At 70.9% G+C, this 19,614-nt stretch carries 16 protein-coding genes; 6 read left to right on the top strand and 10 right to left on the bottom strand.

Annotation, left to right across the window (positions count from 1 at the left end):
* The first annotated feature begins 48 nt into the window (after nucleotides 1-48).
* From AC6CCG_RS09145 to AC6CCG_RS09135, 3 genes are read left to right on the top strand one after another with little or no spacing between them, the layout of a single operon-like run.
* Nucleotides 49-1,095, top strand: coding sequence for an alcohol dehydrogenase catalytic domain-containing protein (locus AC6CCG_RS09145; RefSeq protein ID WP_496654181.1), 1,047 nt, complete (start codon nucleotides 49-51; stop codon nucleotides 1,093-1,095).
* Nucleotides 1,096-1,130: 35 nt separating this feature from the next.
* Nucleotides 1,131-2,057, top strand: a complete 927-nt coding sequence (locus AC6CCG_RS09140) for an LLM class flavin-dependent oxidoreductase (protein WP_496654180.1) — start codon at nucleotides 1,131-1,133, stop codon at nucleotides 2,055-2,057.
* 58 nt (nucleotides 2,058-2,115) lie between these two features.
* Nucleotides 2,116-2,994 (top strand): aminoglycoside phosphotransferase family protein, encoded by an 879-nt coding sequence (locus AC6CCG_RS09135; protein WP_496654179.1) that lies wholly within the window; start codon nucleotides 2,116-2,118, stop codon nucleotides 2,992-2,994.
* Here the strand turns inward: AC6CCG_RS09135 and AC6CCG_RS09130 are convergent, their stop codons facing one another.
* The 10 genes from AC6CCG_RS09130 to AC6CCG_RS09085 form a co-directional block, all read right to left on the bottom strand.
* Nucleotides 2,995-5,706, bottom strand: a complete 2,712-nt coding sequence (locus tag AC6CCG_RS09130) for an Rne/Rng family ribonuclease (protein ID WP_496654178.1) — start codon at nucleotides 5,704-5,706, stop codon at nucleotides 2,995-2,997.
* A gap of 289 nt (nucleotides 5,707-5,995) precedes the next feature.
* The gene (locus tag AC6CCG_RS09125) at nucleotides 5,996-6,622 is read right to left on the bottom strand and encodes a pyridoxamine 5'-phosphate oxidase family protein (RefSeq protein ID WP_496654177.1); all 627 of its coding nucleotides are present in this window, start codon (nucleotides 6,620-6,622) and stop codon (nucleotides 5,996-5,998) included.
* 10 nt (nucleotides 6,623-6,632) lie between these two features.
* Nucleotides 6,633-7,049 carry a monovalent cation/H(+) antiporter subunit G gene (mnhG, locus tag AC6CCG_RS09120; RefSeq protein ID WP_496654176.1) on the bottom strand — a complete coding sequence of 139 codons (417 nt, stop codon included), beginning with the start codon at nucleotides 7,047-7,049 and terminating at the stop codon, nucleotides 6,633-6,635.
* Complete coding sequence (locus AC6CCG_RS09115; protein WP_496654175.1) at nucleotides 7,046-7,366, bottom strand: MrpF/PhaF family protein; 321 nt, start codon at nucleotides 7,364-7,366, stop codon at nucleotides 7,046-7,048. The genes mnhG and AC6CCG_RS09115 overlap by 4 nt, the downstream gene beginning before the upstream one ends.
* Nucleotides 7,363-7,923, bottom strand: a complete 561-nt coding sequence (locus tag AC6CCG_RS09110; protein ID WP_496654174.1) for a Na+/H+ antiporter subunit E — start codon at nucleotides 7,921-7,923, stop codon at nucleotides 7,363-7,365. Before AC6CCG_RS09110 ends, AC6CCG_RS09115 begins: the two co-directional genes overlap by 4 nt.
* Nucleotides 7,920-9,452 (bottom strand): Na+/H+ antiporter subunit D, encoded by a 1,533-nt coding sequence (locus AC6CCG_RS09105; protein ID WP_496654173.1) that lies wholly within the window; start codon nucleotides 9,450-9,452, stop codon nucleotides 7,920-7,922. Before AC6CCG_RS09105 ends, AC6CCG_RS09110 begins: the two co-directional genes overlap by 4 nt.
* The gene (locus AC6CCG_RS09100; RefSeq protein WP_496654172.1) at nucleotides 9,449-9,991 is read right to left on the bottom strand and encodes a Na(+)/H(+) antiporter subunit C; all 543 of its coding nucleotides are present in this window, start codon (nucleotides 9,989-9,991) and stop codon (nucleotides 9,449-9,451) included. Before AC6CCG_RS09100 ends, AC6CCG_RS09105 begins: the two co-directional genes overlap by 4 nt.
* On the bottom strand, nucleotides 9,988-12,912 hold the full coding sequence (locus tag AC6CCG_RS09095; RefSeq protein ID WP_496654171.1) for a Na+/H+ antiporter subunit A: 2,925 nt from the start codon (nucleotides 12,910-12,912) through the stop codon (nucleotides 9,988-9,990). Before AC6CCG_RS09095 ends, AC6CCG_RS09100 begins: the two co-directional genes overlap by 4 nt.
* A gap of 71 nt (nucleotides 12,913-12,983) precedes the next feature.
* Nucleotides 12,984-14,192 carry a bifunctional glycosyltransferase family 2/GtrA family protein gene (locus tag AC6CCG_RS09090; protein ID WP_496654170.1) on the bottom strand — a complete coding sequence of 403 codons (1,209 nt, stop codon included), beginning with the start codon at nucleotides 14,190-14,192 and terminating at the stop codon, nucleotides 12,984-12,986.
* Nucleotides 14,189-16,192, bottom strand: a complete 2,004-nt coding sequence (locus AC6CCG_RS09085; RefSeq protein ID WP_496654169.1) for an ArnT family glycosyltransferase — start codon at nucleotides 16,190-16,192, stop codon at nucleotides 14,189-14,191. Before AC6CCG_RS09085 ends, AC6CCG_RS09090 begins: the two co-directional genes overlap by 4 nt.
* Nucleotides 16,193-16,328: 136 nt before the next feature.
* On the opposite strand from AC6CCG_RS09085, the gene AC6CCG_RS09080 reads away from it, so the two are divergent.
* Genes AC6CCG_RS09080 through AC6CCG_RS09070 form a run of 3 tightly spaced genes read left to right on the top strand, consistent with a single transcriptional unit; the run spans nucleotide 16,329 to nucleotide 19,604 of the window.
* Nucleotides 16,329-17,300 carry an aldo/keto reductase gene (locus AC6CCG_RS09080; protein WP_496654168.1) on the top strand — a complete coding sequence of 324 codons (972 nt, stop codon included), beginning with the start codon at nucleotides 16,329-16,331 and terminating at the stop codon, nucleotides 17,298-17,300.
* On the top strand, nucleotides 17,297-18,184 hold the full coding sequence (locus tag AC6CCG_RS09075; protein WP_496654167.1) for an alpha/beta fold hydrolase: 888 nt from the start codon (nucleotides 17,297-17,299) through the stop codon (nucleotides 18,182-18,184). The genes AC6CCG_RS09080 and AC6CCG_RS09075 overlap by 4 nt, the downstream gene beginning before the upstream one ends.
* Nucleotides 18,185-18,239: 55 nt before the next feature.
* Nucleotides 18,240-19,604: an amidohydrolase family protein gene (locus tag AC6CCG_RS09070; protein ID WP_496654166.1), complete on the top strand. Its 1,365-nt coding sequence runs from the start codon at nucleotides 18,240-18,242 to the stop codon at nucleotides 19,602-19,604.
* The last annotated feature ends 10 nt before the right edge of the window (nucleotides 19,605-19,614 follow it).

Raw genomic sequence — 19,614 nt, 5'->3', positions numbered from 1 at the left:
TGAGCGCAGGCCGACCGGCCATGCTGATCATGAATGAGGGGACCACCGATGACGCACGCCGCTGCGCCGGGATCCGTCCAGGTCGCCGTCTTCGATCATGGAGAGATCGGGCTGCGCGGGATCGAGCTCCCCGACCGGGCGGCCGGCGAGACGGACGTCGACCTGACCGCCGCGGCCATCTGCGGATCGGACCTGCACACCGTGCTCGGACATCGATCGGCGCCGCCCGCGACGGCGCTGGGACACGAGGGCGTCGGCCGGATCAGCGCGGTCGATCCCGGCACGACCGACCTTCGCGGTGACCCGCTCCGGGTCGGCGACCGGGTCGCACTTTCCATGATCAGATCCTGCGGACGGTGTGATCGCTGCCGCGCCGGGCTGACCATGAAGTGCCGAACCCTCTTCAAGTACGGGCACGCCTCGGTCACCGAGCCCCCGTACGCCAGCGGCACCCTGGCCACCCGGATCCGGGTCAGCCCAGGCGTCCCGGTGCTGCGCATCCCGGACCGGGTCGACGACGCGATCATGGTCCCGGCCGGTTGCGCCACCGCGACCGCCGCGGCCGTGGTGGCGGCCGCCGCGCCGGCCGGCGACGAGACCGTGTTGATCTTCGGCGCGGGTGCGGTCGGCCTCTACTGTGCCGCCATGTTGGCCGGACTCGGTTGCACCGTCGTCGTGCGGGACCCGTCGCAGCAGCGGTTGGCGATGCTGGCCGGGACCGGCGCCGTGCCGGACGACGGTGCCGAGCGTCCGTACCCGATCGTCGTGGAGGCCTCCGGCAACCCGACCGCGTTCACGGACGCGCTCAGGGCGGTCGACCTCGGCGGCCAGGTCATCGGCGCCGGTTCGGTGAGCCTCGACGCCGGCACCGTCACCTTCGACCCGGCCGTCCTGGTCACCCGCCGGCTCCGGTTCAGCGGCATCCACAACTACACACCGGACGAGTTCCGTGTCGCCGTCGACTGGCTGACCGAGCACGGCGAGCGCCTCGACCTCGGCCGCCTCGTCTCGCCGCCGCAGCCCCTGGACAAGATCAACGACGCCTTCGCGCTGATGGAGACCGGGACCTACCCGCGGGTGCTGGTGCGCCCCTGAGTCCACGGGACGGCCGGCGTCCCTACTGTGATCCCGTGAAGTTCTCCATCGCCATTCCACAGTTGGTCACCGGGGAGTTCGACGCGGCCGGCGTCAAGGACTATCTCGCTCGTGCCGAGGAGCTCGGCTTCGAAGGAGGCTGGACGCTCGAGCAGACGATCGCCGATGCCCCTTCGATCGCGCCGTTGGAGCTGCTCGCGTATGCGGCAGCGTGCACCACGCGGCTGCGGCTCGGCGTTGCCGTGATGGTGACGTCGCTGCACGATCCGTTGCAGCTGGCGGCCAGCGTCACCGCGGTCGACCGGCTCAGCCATGGGCGCCTGGACCTCGGTGTCGGTTCGGGCGGTCGAGGTCAGCCCTTCGCCGCGTTCGGCGTCGACCCGGCGACGTTCATCGCGAGCTTCACCGAGGGCCTGGAGCTGATGAAGGCGGCCTGGTCTGATGAGCCGCGGGTGACCTTCCAGGGCCGGTTCCGGCAGGTCGACGACCAACCGATCATGCCCAAGCCCACGCAGCGCCCGCACCCGCCGCTCTGGTTCGGCGGCCACGCGCCCAAGGCGCTGGCCCGGGCGGTGCGGCTGGGCGACGCGTTCCTGGGCGCCGGGTCCTCGACCACCGCCGACTTCGCCGCTGCCGTACGGACGGTCAAGGGGGAACTGGCCCGGCAGGGCAAGGATCTGGCGACCTTCCCGATCGGCAAGCGGGTCTACCTCATGATCGACGACGACCCGGCCCGGGCCCGGGAGCGGGTGCTCGCCGGTCTGGAGCGCATCTACGGCCGCGTCGCCGGGATCGAGGACGTGCCGGTGTCGGGCACGCCGGACCAGGTGGTGCGCGGCCTCCGCGACGTCGGCGACGCCGGTGCCCAGATGATCTTGCTCAATCCGACCGGCGAGGACGTCGCCGAAGATCGCGAACAGCTGGAGCGCCTGGCAGCCGAGGTCCTGCCGCGGCTGCGCTGACGATCCGACGCCAGCCGCTGGGGCCGCGTGTTCCGGCGGCCGATGGCATGATGCGCGGGTGAAGGTCACCGAACGCGAGCTGCTGACGTTCGCGTCCGGGCGTTGGCCGGGGACCGAGTGGGACGGTGCCGAGGTCAGCTCCGGGGCCTTCCACACGGTGATCACCCCGGCAGACGGACCGATCGTTCGAGTGACGACCGGGACCGGATTCGCTGAACGTACCGAACGCGAGGCAGTGATCCTGCGGACCTTCGCCGGGCAGGGTCCCACGATCCCGCTCCCCCGGCTCCTGGACGGACCGCTGCACCGGGAACGCTGGTCGGCGGTGTTGATCACTCGGGTGCCGGGGCGAGCGGATCCTGCCGCTCTCGACGAGGTACGGGGAGCGGCCTACCGCAGTGTTCTGGACGGGTTCGCGGCTCTGGATCCCAGCCGGTACCAAGACCTGCCGGAACCACGGACCTGGTGCGGCGGACGGCGTTGGCCGGAGTTCGTCGCCGCCACGTTGGTTCCGCGCCTTCCTGCCTCGGCCCGCGACGCTGCCCGGGAGCGCGTCGAGGACGTGATCATCGCCGAACAGGCGGCCGTCCCTGCCGTGTGCCATGGCGACTTCGGGCCGCACAACCTGCTCTGGGCCGACGGCGGGCGGGTGGCGGGAGTGTTCGATCTTGATCATGCGTGCGTCGGCGATCCTGCGATCGACCTCGCGCCGTTGATCGGGTTCCACGGCGCGGACGCGATCGCTCCCCTCTGCTCGACCGAGGTGCTCCGGCGGGCGATGGTGCACCGGGCGACCCTGTCCCTGCAGGTCGCCGCGGCGGCCGAACTGGCCGGTTCGACCAGCCTTCGTGATCATGCCCTGCGCAACTTCGCCGAGCGCCATGATCGGGGAACGCTCTTCGACCCGAACGGCCGGCGTTCCCCGATCCTTGGTTGATCAGGCGGGCTGCTCCGCCTTCTGCTCGCTCTTCGACTCGCTGTCGGAGTGGTTGGCGCCGTTCTGGTTGCCACCGCCGCCGCTGCCGCCCCGGGACCGGGACCGACCGCCGCGGCCACGACCGCCGCCACCGCCACCGCGGTGCTGCTCGCGCGCGCCGCCGTCCGGCTGGGCCTGCGACTCGACCGGGACGTCGTGCAGTTCGAGACCGCGGCCGTTGCAGTGCGGGCAGGGCGTGCTGAAGGCCTCCAGCAGGCCGGTGCCGATCCGCTTCCGGGTCATCTGGACCAGGCCGAGGCTGGTCACCTCGGCGACCTGGTGCCGGGTCCGGTCACGGCCGAGGCACTCGACCAGCCGGCGCAGCAGCAATTCGCGGTTGCTGGGCAGCACCATGTCGATGAAGTCGATCACGATGATGCCGCCGATGTCGCGCAGCCGGAGCTGGCGGACGATCTCCTCGGCCGCCTCCAGGTTGTTGCTGGTGACGGTCGCCTCGAGGTTGCCGCCGCTGCCGGTGAACTTGCCGGTGTTGACGTCGATCACCGTCATCGCCTCGGTCCGGTCGATGATCAGCGAGCCGCCGGAGGGCAGGAACACCTTGCGCTCGAGGGCCTTCGCGATCTGCTCGTCCAGCCGGAACTCGGCGAACAGGTCGCTGTTCTCGTCGCCGTCCCAGCGCTTCATCCGGTCCGCCAGATGCGGCGCGACGTGCCCGACATAGGACTGGATCACGTCGTAGGCGTCGGTGCTGCCACCGTTGCCCTGCACGATCAGCTCGGCGAAGTCCTCGGTGAAGAGGTCGCGGACGATCCGTACGGTCAGGTCGGGCTCGCCGTAGAGCAACTGCGGCGCGCTGCCGGACTTGACCTTCTTCTCGATGTCCTCCCACTGCGCCCGGAGCCGGTTGACGTCGCGGACCAGTTCGTCCTCGCTGGCCCCCTCCGCAGCGGTACGGACGACGACGCTCGCATCGTCGGGCACCAGGTCGGCGAGGATGTCCTTCAGCCGCTTGCGCTCGGTGTCGGGCAGCTTGCGGGAGATGCCGGACAGGTGCCCGCCCGGCGCGTACACGATGTAGCGGCCCGGGATCGTCACGTGGTTGGTCAGCCGGGCGCCCTTCGCGCCGACCGGGTCCTTGGAGACCTGGACCAGCACGGTCTGGCCCGACTTGAGCACCCGCTCGACCTTGCGCTCGTCGCCGCTCACACCGAACGAGTCCCAGTCGACCTCGCCCGCGTAGAGCACCGCGTTGCGGCCGCGGCCGATGTCGATGAACGCCGCCTCCATCGAGGGCAGCACGTTCTGCACCCGCCCGAGGTACACGTTGCCGATCAACGACGCCGCCGACTCCCGGTCGACGTAGTGCTCGACCAGCACGTCGTCCTCCAGGACGGCGATCTGGGTGAGGTCCTCGCGCTGCCGGATCACCATCTTGCGGGTGACCGACTCGCGGCGGGACAGGAACTCGGCCTCGGACAGGATCGGGGCACGGCGCCGGCCGGCCTCGCGGCCCTCCCGGCGGCGCTGCCGCTTCGCCTCCATCCGGGTCGACCCGTCGATGCCGGTGACCTCGGACTTGGTGTCCCGGCGACCCCGGGCACTCGAGCCGGAGCTCGAACCCTCGTCGCCGTCCTCGCCACGACGACGCCGGCGCCGCCGCCGGCGACGAGTGCCGTCGCCCTCGGACTCGGCGTCCGCGGACTCCGCCTCGGGCTCGCCGGACTCCGCCGCCTCGGCGGTCGTCTCCTTCGGCCCGTCGGCCTCAGCAGTGGCCTCGTCGTCGTCACCCTCGCCGCCACCGCGACGACGGCGCCGACCGCCCCGCCGACGCCGGCGGCGCCGATGACCATCGGGTACGTCATCGCCGGCCTCGTCGGACGCCGAGTCGTCGGCCGACTCGTCGTCGGACGCGTCCTCCTGCGCCGTCTCGGGCTGACCGAGCAGAGCGGCGACCGCCTCGGCGATCGGATCGGCCGGCTGCTCCGCGGGCTCCTCGGCCGACTCGTCCTCGGGCTCCGCCGTCTCCGACTCGTCCTCAACCGGTACGTCCTCGGCGGGCGGCTCCTCGTCCGCGATCTCGGCGGCGACCGGCTCGGCCGCGGGCGCCTCGGCGGCGACCGGCTGCTCGTCCTCGGCCGGTTCGGCGGCCGGTTCCGGCGCCACGACGGGCTCCTCGGCCGGCGGCTCGGCGGCTGCGGCCTTCTTGCTGGTCCGCTTCCGTGCGGGCTTCTTCTCGGCCGGCTCGGCCGCGGCCTTCTTGGTCCGGCGGCGGGTGGTCTTCGGTGCGTCGGCCTCGGCTGCGGGGGCCTCCTCGGCAGGGGCCTCGACCACAGGGGTCTCGATGGCAGGGGTGTCGATGGCAGGGGTGTCGACGGCGGGTGTCTCAGCCGCGGCGGGCACGGCCGGCTCGGCGGACTCAGCGGCCGCGGCGGCCTTCTTGGTGGTACGGCGGGAGGTCGTCTTCTTGGCCGCCCGCTTCGCCGGGGCGGCCTTCGTCTCGGCCACGGGCTCCGCCGGCGGCGCCTCGGCGGCCGGGGCCTCGGCGGCGGGCGGTTCGGAGGGCAGGTCCAGCGTCGGTGCCGGGCTCGGCGGTCCTGCCGGGCGCGTAGCGGCCCGCCGGCGGCGGGTCGGCGGCTTGGTCACCTGCTCCGGCGTCGAATCGCCGAAGAGTGTCTCGTCGGGGGTATGCGTGTCGGGCTCATGTTCGAGCATCCGGACTCCTTCAGGGCACGCCTTGAACGTGCCACCTCGTCAGCTGCTCCGGCCGAGGCCGGGCTGCGAAAGCTTGCAGTGGTCGACTCCGGGTGCCTCCCGCGGTCGCAGGCCAGGTCCACAGCCGGGCGGTTGCGTCGCGGTGAAGGTGCCCATACCTGGTGTGTCGAGCTGTCACCTCGATGCACCGGGCGGTCGAGTCCTGGCGCTGGAAGCGCCCTGGACAGCACCCAGTATTCCACAAGTCAACCGGATTCCCGATTTCCGGCGGTCGCGACACGGCGTCCGATCAGGCCGAGTACAGCTTGTCGGCGTACTGCTCGCCGTAGTACGTGCGCAGTTCCTCGATCGTCGATTCGGGCCGTTCCAGCAGCTTCGCGATCTCGGGCCGGGTCGGCACGCCGTCGTGGTTCCAGGTCTCGGCGTCCCACAGCCGGGACCGCAGGAAGGCCTTGCTGCAGTGGTGGAAGACCTCGTCGATCTCGACCACCAGCGCGAGCACCGGGCGGTGTCCCTTGACCACCATCCGGTCGAAGAAATCGGCGTCCGAGACCAGCCGGGCCCGGCCGTTGATCCGCAGCGTGTCACCGCGGCCGGGCAGCAGGAAGATCAGGCCGACATGCGGGTTGGACAGGATGTTGCGGTAGCCGTCGGCGCGCCGGTTGCCCGGGCGTTCGGCGACGGCGATGGTCCTGTCGTCGATGACGTACGCGAGCTGCCCGGCGGGATCGCCCTTCGGCGAGACGTCACAACTGCCGTCGACGGCCGACGTCGCGACCAGGCAGAACGGCGCGGCGGCCAGCCAGGCCCGGTCGACGTCGTGCAGGGCGGGTCGTACCTTGTCCCGGACCCGCTGCATCGGCGTCCCGATCAGTTCCTCGAGCTGAGCCACGTCGGTGATCTCGGTCCACCCCATGGCCCCTAACCTACGTTGCCGAGCGCCCGCCGACGTCATCGGTGTCCTCGTCGTCCGGGGTGACCAGCTCGAAGCCGGCATCGGAGAGATCGTCGGACAGTTCGTCGGTGACCAGCAGGTCGTCGTCCAGCTGATGGGTCCGGTACGCGGTCCGGGCCACCATGTGCGCCGCGACCGGCGCGGTGAACAGCTGCAACAGGCCGACCAGGACCAGCAGGCCGATCACGGCCGGGTGGCGCAGGGTGAACCCGATCCCGGCCAGCACGCAGAGCAGCCCGAGCGTCTGCGGCTTGGTCGCCGCGTGCATCCGGCTGAGCACGTCCGGCAGCCGGAGCAGCCCGATCGCCGCGGTCAGGCAGAGCACGGCGCCGAGCAGCACCAGCACCGCGCCGATCACGTCCAGCACGCCGTCGACCCCGCCGGTCATGTCCGGTCCCCCCGCTTCGGATCGAAGTCGGGCGGCACGTTCCACTTCACGGCCTTGTCCCGGTCGGAGACGAACCGCGCGATGCTGAGCGAGCCGGCGAAGCCGAGCAGCGCCAGCACCAGGATCACCGGCAGGGTGGTCGCGTGCTGGTGCATCACGGCCTCGGTGGCCAGCGAGGCGATCACGATCGCGATCATCACGTCGGCGGCGACCACCCGGTCCAGCGTGCTCGGGCCCTTCGACATCCTGATCAAGGTCAGCACGGCGGCGACACCGAGCAGCACGATGCCGATGCCGAGGATCACGGTGACGATCATGGAAGCTCCCCCTCGCTCAGCCGCGCCCGTTCCGCCTTGCTGCCGAGCGAGGCGAGCACCCGTCGTTCCGCGGTACGGACCTCGCGCCGGACCCGGTCCAGCTCCCCCGGGCCGGTCGCGTCGAGCACGTGCAGATAGAGGGTGCGGCTGGAGCGCCGGGCCTCGATCACGATGCTGCCCGGCACCAGCGACACGAGTTCCGCGGTGAGGGTCTGGTAGAGATCGGAGTCCGACCGCAGCTTGACCCGGACCACGGCGCCGCGCGGCGGTGTCGGGCGCAGGATCGTCCGGACCACGTCGACGCTGGCCAGCGCAAGATCACCGATCAGCCGGAGCACCGTCCAGACCAGGTGCAGCGGGCGGACCCGGCCCTCGAACGGCACCGGTGGCAGTGGGAACAGCACGGTGATCACCAGGCCGACGACCAGCCCGCTGATCACGATCAGCAGGGAGAACTCGCCCCAGAGCACGATCCACACCACGGCCAGCACGATGATCGTCGCCGGCTGGAGTCCGTTCCGTCGCGGAGGCAGCCCGGGTTCGGCAGCGTCGCTCATCGCACTCCCTCCGGCAGCACGGCCTGCAGGTACGGGGCTCGGAGCAGCATGTCGCCGGCGGCACGCTCGGCATACCCGTAGAGCGGGCCGGCGATGAACGTGATCGCGAACCCGATCAGGACCAGGAAGGCGGCCGTGATCACCATGCCGCGCGGCAGTTCGATCTTGCCGCGCCGCACGGTCAGGGTCCCCTCCCGGTCCGGCACGCCGTCCGGCGCGGAACGCCAGAAGGCCCGGTTCCACACCTTCGCCATCGCGTACAGGGTGAGCAGGCTGGTCAGCACCCCGCCCGCGACGAGGACGTACGCGAGCGGGGTTCCGACGGCGACGCCGGCGCCGAGCAGCCCGAGCTTGCCGACGAACCCGGACAGCGGCGGGATCCCGGCCAGATTCATTGCCGGGACGAAGAACAGCACGCCGAGCAGCGGCGACAGGGCGGCCAGGCCGCCGAGTTCGCTCAGCGAGGTGGTGCCGCCACGCCGCTCGATCAGCCCGGTGACCAGGAACAGGGTGGTCTGGATCGTGATGTGGTGCGCGGTGTAGAAGATCGCCCCGGCATAGCCCCCGGTGCTGGCCAGTGCGACGCCGAAGATCATGTACCCGATGTGGCTGACCAGGGTGAACGACAGCATCCGTTTGATCTCGGACTGCGCCACCGCGCCGAGGATGCCGATGATCATGGTCAGCAGCGCCGCCCACATCAGCAGCCCGGTCAGCGGGCTGTCCGGGAACAGCACGGTCTGGGTGCGGATGATCGCGTACACGCCGACCTTGGTCAGCAAGCCGGCGAACACGGCGGTGACCGGTGCCGGTGCCGTCGGGTACGAGTCCGGCAGCCAGGCCGACAACGGGAACACGGCCGCCTTGATCGCGAACACCGTGAGCAGCAGCAACTGCAGGATCAACTGCAGCTGGTCCGGCAGCTCGGCGAGCCGGCCGGCCAGCTGGGCCAGGTTGACCGAACCGGTGGCCGCGTAGATCACCGCGATGGTGACCAGGAACAGCAACGAGGACAGCAGGTTGACCACGACGTAGGTGGTGCCGGCCCGGATCCGTTCCCCGGTGCCGCCCAGGGTGAGCAGCACGTAGGAGGCGAACAACAGGATCTCGAACCCGACGAACAGATTGAACAGATCGCCCGCCAGGAAGGCGTTCGAGACGCCGGCGGCCAGCACCAGGAAGGTCGGGTGGAAGATCGACACCGGTGTCTCCCGTTGTCGTTCCTCGAGATCCGAACCCATCGCGAAGATCAACACGGTCAGCGTGACCAGCGACGAGACGACCAGCATCAGCGCCGACATCCGGTCCGCGACCAGGGCGATCCCGAGCGGCGGCGGCCAGGCGCCGACCCACAGCACGATCGGCCCGACCGCATCGGTCAGGTAGACCAGGACGCCCTCGACGGCGAGCACCAGCAACAGGACGGCGGTCGAGACGACCCGTTGGATCCGCGGGTGGCGGCTCAGCGCCAGGGCGACGCCGGCACCGACCAGCGGCAGCAGGACGGGGAGCGGCAACAGGTTGTTCACGACCGTGCACCCCCGGTCCCGGCGGTGTCGGCCTCGGTCTCGTCCGGCTCCGGCAGATCGCTGGGATCCACCGGCTCCTCGGGCCGCTCGTCCTCGGAGATGATCACCCGCTCGTCCTCCGACGGTACGGAGGCGTCGGCCTCGTCGTACGACGCCGAGGCGAGGTCCGCCTCGGCCAGTTCGCGGATCCTGCGGTCCTCCACGTCATCCGCGACCTCGTCGTTGCCGTTCAGCTGGAAGCTCCGGTACGCCAGCGTGAGCAGGAACGCCGCCATCCCGAGCGTGATCACGATCGCGGTCAGCACCATGGCCTGAGGCAGCGGATCGCTCATCCGCTCCGGTGCCGTCAGGCCGATGATCGGCGCTCCCCCGGCCGCACCGGACGCCACCAGGAACAGCACGTTCACGCCGTTGCCGGCCAGCAGCAGGCCGACCAGGATCCGGGTCAGCGACCGCTCCAGCAGCAGGTACACGCCGGCCGTGATCAACACGCCGCCGACGATGATCAGGGCCAGGTTGGGTTCCATGACCGGGTTCATCGGGCCTCGCTCGATCCGGCCGCGGTGGTCGCGCCGAGCGGCGACGGCGTGCGGTCCTGTTCCTCGTGCTGGTCGATCCCGGAGCCGAGGCTGCGGGCCAGGTCCAGCATCACGCCGATCACCACCAGGTAGACCCCGACGTCGAAGAACACCGACGTGACCAGGTGCGGATTCCCCAACCAGGGCACGGCGATCGAGATGTCGTAGCTCTGCCCGATCCGGCCGCCGAACAGGATCGGCGCGACGGTGCTCGACCCGGAGATGATCAGGCCGATGCCGAGCAGCCGGCCCGCGTCGACCGGGGCGGCCTCGTCCAGCTCGTGCCGGCCGCCGACCAGGTATCTGATCACCAGCGCCATGCCGGCGACCAGGCCGCCGGCGAACCCGCCGCCGGGTTCGTTGTGGCCGACCAGCAGCAGGTACACCGACGTGACCATCATGGTGCCGAACAACAGCCGGGTGATCACCTCGAAGATCAACGACCGCTTCAGCGGGGACAGGGTGACCCCGCCACGCAGCCAGACCATGCTGCGCCCGTTGCCGTTCAGCCGGCGGCGCCGCCCGCCGCGCGGCCCGGCCAGCCGGGTCAGGTCGATGTTGCGGGTCCGGATGAAGATCAGGCTGGCCACGCCGGTGGCGGCCACCACGAGCACCGAGATCTCGCCCATCGTGTCCCAGGCCCTGATGTCGACCAGGGTGACGTTGACGATGTTGAGCCCGTAGCCGAACTCGTATGCGGCCTCCGGGAACGCCGTCGACACCGGGATCGCGATCCGGGATCCGCTGGCCACGAAGGCGATCGCGGCGATCACGAAGCCGACCGCTGCCGCGATCGCCAGGCGCCACCAGCGGCTCGAGTGCAGCGGCCGGTTGGTGAAGTACTTCGGCAGCTTGCGCAGCACGAGCACGAAGACGACCAGGATCACGGTCTCGATCAGCACCTGGGTCAGGGCCAGGTCCGGTGCGCCGTGCAACAGGAAGAGCAGCGCGGTGCCGTAGCCGGTGACGCCGACCAGGATCACCGCCTTCATCCGGCCGCGGGCCGTCGCCGCGCCGAACGCCGCGATGATCATCACCGCGCCGACCAGCACCTGGCCCGGCGAGTCGGCGATCCGGAACCCGGACGGGAAGTCCGTCATGATCAACAGGACCCCGCCGGGCGCGCAGACCAGCACCAGCAGGATGGCGCCGAGGTAGATCGGCAGCGAACCGCGCTGGGTCAGCGCCGTCGTCTCGACCGCGACCCGGTCCAGCCCGCGCATCAACCACTGGTAGGTCTCCTGCGCGTCCGGCACCCGCGGCAGGGTGGCCTGGATCCGGCCGATCCAGTCCCGGTGCCGGAACATCAGGAACCCGGCCAGCAGGACCACGGCCGACATCAGCAGCGGCGGCGTGAACCCGTGCCAGAGCGCGATGCCGTGGCTCTCGTGGCCGGTCGGCACGGTGGCGGCGACCGGCTCGAGCGCCGCGGTCAACTGCGGGCCGAGGAAGCCGCCGACCAGCGAGGCGGTGGCCAGGATCAGGGGTGCGGCGGCGAAGCCGGCCGGCACGGGACGGCAGCGGGTCGGTTCCGGCTCGCCCGGCTCGTCCGGCCGCACCTTCGTCGCGAACGTGCCCCAGAGGAACCGCAGTGAGTAGGCGACCGTGAGCGACGAGCCGACCAGGATCGCGGCGATCAGCAGCAGTGCGGGCAGCTTCGGGATGCCGACCCCGTCCCCGTCCGCCAGGTACGTCAGCGACTCGAACGCGGCCTCTTTGGTGACGAAGCCGATCAGCGGCGGCACCGCGGCCATCGACGCCGAGGCCAGGCCGGCGGTGACCGCGATCACCGGCAGCGACCGGCCCAGACCGGACAGCCGCCGGATGTCGCGGCTGCCGGCCGAGCGATCGACGATCCCGACCACGAGGAACAGCGCGGCCTTGAACAGGGCGTGCGAGATGATCATGGCGACGCCGGCCAGCTCGGCCGACCGGGTGCCGAGGCCGCACATGAAGACCAGGAAGCCGAGTTGGCTGACCGTCCCGTACGCCAGCAGCACCTTGATGTCGTACTGCCGCAGGGCCCGCCAGGCCCCGATGATCATGGTCACCGCGCCCAGGGTGAGCACGATCGGCCGCCAGCCGGGCTGGCCCGCGAAGGTCGGTGCCAGCAGCGCGACCAGGTAGACGCCGGCCTTCACCATGGCCGCCGCGTGCAGGTAGGCGCTGATCGGGGTCGGCGCCGCCATCGCCCCAGGCAGCCAGAAGTGGAACGGCACCAGGGCGGACTTCGACAGCGCGCCGACCAAGATCAGGATCACCGCGGCCACGATCACCGGCGAGGCCAGCTGCAGGTCGGCCCGGGACAGGATCTCCGAGATCGAGAACGTACCCGACGTGACCGCCAGCATGATGATCCCGGTCAGCATCGCCAGGCCGCCGAACGTGGTCACGATCAGGGCGTTCAGGGCGGCCCGCCGGTTGGCGCTGCGGGTCGGCTTGTGCCCGATCAGCAGGTAGGAGAAGACCGTGGTCAGCTCCCAGAACACGTACAGGACGATCAGGTCGTCGGCCGTGACGAGGCCGAGCATCGCTCCGGCGAACGCCGTCAGCACGGCGCTGGTCCGCGGCGCCGGATCCTCGTCGGCGAAGTACCAGCGGCAGTAGAAGAGCACCAGCGCACCGACCGTGGAGACGATCATGCCGAGCAGCCACTGCAGGATGCCGAGCCGGAACGTGAGATCGATGCCGAGCGCGGGGATCCAGGACACCGTCTCGGTCGGCACCTCGCCGGCGAGCACCGCCGGACCCTGCAGACCGAGCCAGATCGCCGTCGCCAGCGGAGCCAGCGCGAGCACGAAATAGGCGCGACAGCGCAGCCACCTGGCCAGCAGGGGCGCGAGCATGGCAACGCCGAAGTGCACGGCGATGAGGAGCGTCACTCGGACCTCTCGTCGTCACGGATCGTTAGTGGGACGGTACCGGCAACGCCCATGCGACAAGGAACAACACGCTACGGATGCGCGCCGGGATACGGCATTGTATCCGACCGCGTCATGAGCCTCCGCAGGGTGAGGAAGCGGACCACGGTGCCGACCCCGTTGGCGAAGATCAACACGACCACCTCGACGGCGCGGCCGGGTTCGGCGGTCACGGCGTGCAGCAGCCAGAGCGAGCCGCTGGTCAGCAGCAGGCCGAACCCGAACGCGGCCAGGCCGCCGAGATGGTGCGTGATCAACCGCCGCCGTCCCTGCACTCCGAACGTCATCCGCCGGTTGGTCGCCGTGTTGGCGATCGCGGTGATCAACAACGCGGCCAGGTTGGCCGGCTGCGGTCCGACCGCGTCGCGGAGCAACAGATAGATGAGGAAGTACGCGGCCGTACTGAGCACGCCGACCGCACCGAACCGGACCAGCTGGGCCAGCAGCCCCGCGCTCGCCGGCGCCGGCCGGGACGCGAGCAGCTCGGCGCCGATCCGGCGGACCGGGATCCGGCCGGTGACCAGTCCGCGGGCCAGCCGGGCGATGCCGCGCAGGTCCTCGGCGGCGGTCGCGACCAGGTCGACCCGGCTGTCCGGATCGTCCGTCCAGTCCACCGGGACCTCGTGGATCCGCAGTCCGGACCGCTGGGCGAGCACCAGCAACTCGGTGTCGAAGAACCAGTTGTCGTCCTCGATCAGCGGCAGCAGCCCGCGGGCCACCTCGCGGCGGAGCGCCTTGAAGCCGCACTGGGCGTCCGAGAACGACGCGGCCAGGGTGCCCTTGAGCAGGAGGTTGTAGCCGCGTGAGATCAGTTCCCGCTTCGGGCCCCGGCTGACCCGGCTGCTCGGCGCCAGCCGGGTCCCGATGGCGACGTCGGAGTGCCCGGTGATCAGCGGGGCGATCAGCGGCAGCAGGGCCCGCAGGTCGGTCGACAGGTCGACATCGGTGTAGGCCACGACGTCGGCCTTCGACTCCAGCCAGACGGCCTTGAGCGCGCGGCCGCGGCCCTTCTGCTCCAGCCGGACCGCCCGGACGCCCGGCAGCTCGGCCTCCAGCCGGCGGGCGATCGCCGGCGTCGCGTCGGTGCTGGCGTTGTCGGCGATGGTGAGCTGCCAGGAGTACGGCATCGCCTGCCGCAGGTGGTCGTGCAGCCGGACCACCGACGCGGCGAGGTCGGCCTCCTCGTTGTGGACCGGCACGACGAGTTCGAGGGTCGGGCCGACGCCCGCCGGCCGGGTCACCTCGCCTCGCTGAGGTCGTAGACCGTGACGCCGTCGATCGTGGTGCCGGTGAAGTGGTCGGCCACCCAGGCGGCGATCTCCTCCGCGGCGCGACTGCCGCCGTTCTGCAGCCGGCCGCGCTCGTCGTCGCCCTCTCCGCCCAGGTAGTAGTGGATCCTGCCGTCGGCGACCAGCTGCTGGAACTCGGCCAGCGTCGGGCTCGGGTCGCTGCCGTTGAAACCGCCGATCGCCATCACCGGCACACCGGCCGCGAGCTGGTACGTCGCCGCGCCCTGCGAGCCGGTCGTCGCGGCGGCCCAGCTGTAGGCCTCGGCGCCCGCCTGGAGCTTGGCGACGATCTCGTCGTTGGCCGTACCGCCACCGAGGAAGCCGCCGCCGGCCCGGCCGAACTCCGGCTCCCGGCCCCCGCCGCCGTCCTGGCCCGGCGGTGGTCCGCCACCCTGCCGCAGCCGCCCGTCGGCCTGTCCCCCGGGTTGACCGCCCGGCTGGCCGGCGCCGGGAGGGGCGCCGTAGGTGATCAGGCGCCCGCCGCCGGGGCCGCCGTACACCGGACCGGCGGTGACGATCGAGCCCTGGTGCGCGGTGGCCGCCGTCTGGGCCGAGTACGCGGCCGGCCCGATCACCGCCGTCAGACCGGCCGCGACCAGCACCGCCCGGGCCAGGTGTTTGGGCAGCTGTCGGGCGAACAGCAGGCCGAACGTGGCCAGCCCGCCGATGATCGCGATCGGCACCCGCAGACTCGGGTACGGCTCCGCGGCGCGGGCCAGCAGGACGACAGCCCACACCGTGGTCGCGCCGGTGGCTGCGGCCAGCCCGATCCGGCTCAGCCAGCGCGACCGCTGCCGCCACAGCTCGGCGGCGGCGACCACGGTGGTGCCGGCGACCGCCGGGGCCAGTGCGACCGTGTAGTAGTCGTGGTAGATCCCGGCCATGAAGGAGAACACCAGTCCGGTCACCAGCAGCCAACCGGTGAAGATCACGATCGACGCGCGAGTCAGCCGGGCCGTGTCCGGACCGGCCTCGTCGGCGGGCCGGGGCCGGGTCCCGATCGCGACCACCGCGACCACGGCCAAGATCAACGCCGCCGGGATCAGCCAGCTGATCATGCCGCCGGACACCGAGTCGAACAGCCGGGTCGGCCCGGTCTCGCCCCAGCCACCGCCAGGACTGCCGCCGACGCTGCCGACCTGTTCTCCGGTGATCCGGCCGAGGCCGTTGTAGCCGAAGATCAACTCCAGCACCGAGTTGTTCTGCGAGCCGCCGATGTAGGGCCGCAGGTTCTCCGGCAGCAGCTCGACCAGCGCGATCCACCAGCCCAGCGAAACGATCATGGCGCCGAACGCCGCGAGCAGGTGCAGGACCCGGTTCCGGAACCGGGTCGGCGCGGCGATCAGGTAGACGATCACGAACGCCGGCAGGACCAGGAACGCCTGCAACATCTTGGTCAGGAAGGCGAACCCGATCACGACGCCGGCCAGCACCAGCCAGCTCGCCTTGGCGTGCTCGACCGCGCGCAGTGTCGCGTACGCGGCGACGGTCAGCAGGAAGACCAGCATCGCGTCCGGGTTGTTGAACCGGAACATCAGCGTCGCCACCGGGGTCAGCGCCAGGATCACGCCGGCCGCGATCCCGGCCCAGTGTCCGGAGGTGCGGCGGACCGTCGCGTACAGGACGGCGACGGTGGCGACGCCCAGCAGCGCCTGCGGGACCAGGATGCTGGCCGAGCTGAGGCCGAACAGCCGGACCGACAGTGCCATCAGCCAGAGCGAGGCCGGCGGCTTGTCGACCGTGATCGAGTTCGACGGGTCCAGCGAGCCGAACAGGAACGCCGTCCAGTCCTGCGCCCCGGCCTGGGCCGCCGCCGAGTAGAAGGAGTTGGCGTACCCGGAGGCGGTCAAGCCCCACAGGTAGAGGAAGGCCGTGCCGATCAGCAGGACTGCCAGGGTGCCGATCTTGATCACCCGGCTCTTGATCACGGTGGCAGGGGTGGAAGGCTTCATGGACAGAACCGTGCCGGGCCCGACTTTTCGAGGACCATGATCAGCCTGTGGTCGTCCTGTGGCTTCGCCGGACCACGATCCGGCGACCGGGACACCCACTGACGGCGCTGTTCCGGGCGGACTAGTGTCAGTGGACATGCAGTTCACACAGCTCGGCCGCACCGGCCTCAAGGTGTCCCGCCTGTGCCTCGGCACGATGAACTTCGGCCCGCAGACCCCGGAGCCCGACGCGCACCGGATCATGGACTCGGCCCACGACAACGAGATCAACTTCTTCGACACCGCCAACGGGTACGGCGGTCCCGATCACCGCGGCCGGACCGAGGAGATCATCGGCCGCTGGTTCGCCACCGGCGGCGGCCGCCGCGAGCGCACCGTGCTCGCCACCAAGGTGTACGGCGACATGGGTCCCTGGCCCAACGAGGGCAAGCTCTCCGCACTGAACATCCGGCGCGCGCTGGACGCCAGCCTGAAGCGGCTGCAGACCGACTACGTCGATCTGTACCAGTTCCACCACATCGACCGGAACACGCCGTGGGAGGAGATCTGGCAGGCCGTCGAGGTCGCCGTCCAGCAGGGCAAGCTGCTCTACAGCGGCAGCTCGAACTTCGCCGGGTGGCACATCACCCAGGCGCAGGAGGCGGCGAACCGGCGCGGCTACCTCGGCCTGGTCAGCGAGCAGTCGCTGTACAACCTGGTCCAGCGCAGCATCGAGCTCGAGGTGATCCCGGCCGCGCAGCACTACGGCATCGGCATCATCCCCTGGTCCCCGCTGCACGGCGGGCTGCTCGGTGGCGTGATCAAGAAGGTGAACGAGGGCGTCCGCCGGCTCGAGGGCCGGGCCGCCCAGGCAGTCGAGGAGAAGCGCGAGCAGCTCACCGCGTACGAGGACCTGGCCGCAGAACTCGGCCACGAGCCCGGTGACCTCGCCCTGGCCTGGCTGCTGCACCAGCCCGCGGTCACCGCGCCGATCATCGGCCCGCGGATCCAGGAGCAGCTCGACGGTGCCCTGCGTGCCGTGGAGATCACGCTCGACCAGGCGACGCTGGACCGGCTGGACGAGCTCTTCCCGGGCCACAAGACGGCGCCGGAGGACTACGCCTGGTGATCACGAGGGTCGGGACCTGGCGCAGCCAGGCGGGACGCTCGACGTACGAGGAGGCGTACCGCACCGTGTTGCGGTCGCTCCCGGAGCCGTCCCGTACCCTCGACGTCCCGACCGACTTCGGCACCGTCCGCGCCTACGAGTGGGCCGCGGACGGTGCCGGTGCCCCGGTGCTTCTCCTGCCCGGCAAGGCATCCGGGGCTCCGATGTGGGCCGAGAACCTGCCCTTCTGGATCGGTCGGCGGACCATGATCGCCGCCGACGCGATCGGCGACGCCGGGCTCTCCACCCAGTCCCGGCCGCTCGCGTCGTTCGATGATCAGGCCGAGTGGCCGGCCCAGTTGATCACCGGCCTCGGCCTGGACCGGGTGCACACGGTCGGGCACAGCTTCGGTGGCGCCAACGCCGCGATCCACGCCCTCCGGCATCCGGACCAGGTCGCCTCGCTGACGCTGCTCGAGCCGGCCCTGGTGCTCCGGGCGCCGCCGGTGTCGAGCTTCTTCTGGGCGACGATCACCCTGCTCCCGCTCCTCCGTACCTGGAAGGACCGCGCGCTGGCCGAGCTCGGCGGGGTCACCGTGGCCGAGGTCCGGGAGCGGACGCCGCTGTCGATCATGATCGAGACCGGTGCCGCCCAGTTCGACGCGAAGCTCCCGGTGCCGCGGCTGCTCAGCGATGCCGAGTGGCGTTCGCTGTCGATGCCGTTGCGGGTCGACCTCGCCGGCACCAAGTCGCTGGCCGGCGGCTCGGTGGCCCTCGAGCGACTGCGCCGGCTGCGACCCGACGCCGCGGTCGAGTTCTGGCCGGACGCCACGCATTCCCTGCCCATGCAGAAGAAGGAGGCTCTGGCGCCGGCCCTGCTGGCCTTCTGGGACGCGGCGCCCTGACCCCCTGCTGACGTACCGCGATAGCCTTTTCGACAGCCTCGAGGAACGGAGTCTCATGTCCGGCACCACCGTCCTGCAGCACGTCACCCTGATCGACGGCACCGGAGCCGACCCGGTCGAGGACGCGACGATCGTGATCATGAACGGCAGCATCGAGGCCGCCGGGCCGACCGGCTCCGTCGCGGTCCCGGACGATGCGACGGTCCGTGACCTCACCGGCACCTACGTCATCCCGGGGCTGATGGATGCCAACATCCACCTCGTCTCCGCGCGGACACCGGACACCCTGCTGGAGTTCGAGGGGCGCTACGACGAGCTCGCCCTCGAGGCGGCCGAGCTGGCCCTCAAGTACGGGCTGACCACCGTCTTCGACACCTGGGGCCCGGCCGCCGCGCTGGTGTCCGCGCGGGACGCGATCAACGCCGGAGAGCGGATCGGCTCCCGGTTCTTCTGCGCCGGCAACATCATCGGGCTCGACGGGCCGATGTCGCAGGACTTCTTCAAGACCGGACTCACCTTCGAACCGGCGACGATCAAGCGGATCAACGAGTACTGGGAGTTCGGCTGCGGCACCAGGCTCGTCCAGCTGACCATCGACCAGATCGGCGAGGCGATCGCCGGCTATCTCGACGCGACCGGCGTCGACTTCCTCAAGTACGCCGCCTCCGATCACCGGACCGAGGGCTTCCTGCTGTTCTCCGAGCAGGCACAGCGGCGGATCGTCGACGTGTGCCACGAGAAGGGCCGGCTGGTCCAGGCGCACACGACGACGGTCGAGTCGCTGCGGATGGAGGTCGAAGCAGGCAACGATCTGCTCCAGCATCCCGATCAGACCGGTGAGACGCCGATCCCCGAGAAGCTGATGGCGGAGATCGTCGAGAAGCAGCTGCCCTGCATGGCCCTGATGGTCACCGAGGACTACCTCGGCTGGCTGGAGCAGGCCCGGCCCGAGCACGGCAGGAGCCGGCGGACGGCACAGCAGAACCAGCGGGCCATGATCGAGCAGGGTGCCCGGGTACTGCTCACCACCGACGCGTTCGCCTACGGCCGGCGGGTCAAGCAGCACGCCGGCTTCCGGCCCGGCATCCTCGAGGACACCGTCCCGGACATGCCGACCCAGATCGGCCGCGGCCACTTCCTGTGGATCAAGGCGGCCTGGGAGCTCGGCCTGGCTCCGATGGAGGTCCTCCGGTCCGCCACGGCCTACATCGCGGAGGCGTACCGGCAGGACGCCCGCTACGGCACGGTGACGCCGGGCAAGGCCGCCGACCTGGTGGTCCTGGACGCCGATCCCCTGGCCGCCCCGGAGAACTACGGCAGGATCCGCGAGGTGATCAAGGACGGCGTCCCGGTCGACCGCTCGGCCCTCGGCGTCGAGCCGTTGCTCGCCGACGATCCGGGTGAGTACCACCTCGGCTGACGTACGCTGA

The organism is Microlunatus sp. YIM B11417, assembly GCF_059617205.1.
Note: the sequence above shows the minus strand (reverse complement) of the source record. Positions and strands in the feature narration are given on the sequence as shown.

Bases quoted from the DNA above. Each gene is read 5' to 3' on its own strand.
- AC6CCG_RS09145 (WP_496654181.1), top strand. From the start codon at position 49: ATGACGCACGCCGCTGCGCCGGGATCCGTCCAGGTCGCCGTCTTCGAT.
- AC6CCG_RS09130 (WP_496654178.1), bottom strand. From the start codon at position 5,706: ATGCTCGAACATGAGCCCGACACGCATACCCCCGACGAGACACTCTTC.
- AC6CCG_RS09125 (WP_496654177.1), bottom strand. From the start codon at position 6,622: ATGGGGTGGACCGAGATCACCGACGTGGCTCAGCTCGAGGAACTGATC.
- mnhG (WP_496654176.1), bottom strand. From the start codon at position 7,049: ATGACCGGCGGGGTCGACGGCGTGCTGGACGTGATCGGCGCGGTGCTG.
- AC6CCG_RS09115 (WP_496654175.1), bottom strand. From the start codon at position 7,366: ATGATCGTCACCGTGATCCTCGGCATCGGCATCGTGCTGCTCGGTGTC.
- AC6CCG_RS09110 (WP_496654174.1), bottom strand. From the start codon at position 7,923: ATGAGCGACGCTGCCGAACCCGGGCTGCCTCCGCGACGGAACGGACTC.
- AC6CCG_RS09100 (WP_496654172.1), bottom strand. From the start codon at position 9,991: ATGAACCCGGTCATGGAACCCAACCTGGCCCTGATCATCGTCGGCGGC.
- AC6CCG_RS09085 (WP_496654169.1), bottom strand. From the start codon at position 16,192: ATGAAGCCTTCCACCCCTGCCACCGTGATCAAGAGCCGGGTGATCAAG.
- AC6CCG_RS09080 (WP_496654168.1), top strand. From the start codon at position 16,329: ATGCAGTTCACACAGCTCGGCCGCACCGGCCTCAAGGTGTCCCGCCTG.
- AC6CCG_RS09070 (WP_496654166.1), top strand. From the start codon at position 18,240: ATGTCCGGCACCACCGTCCTGCAGCACGTCACCCTGATCGACGGCACC.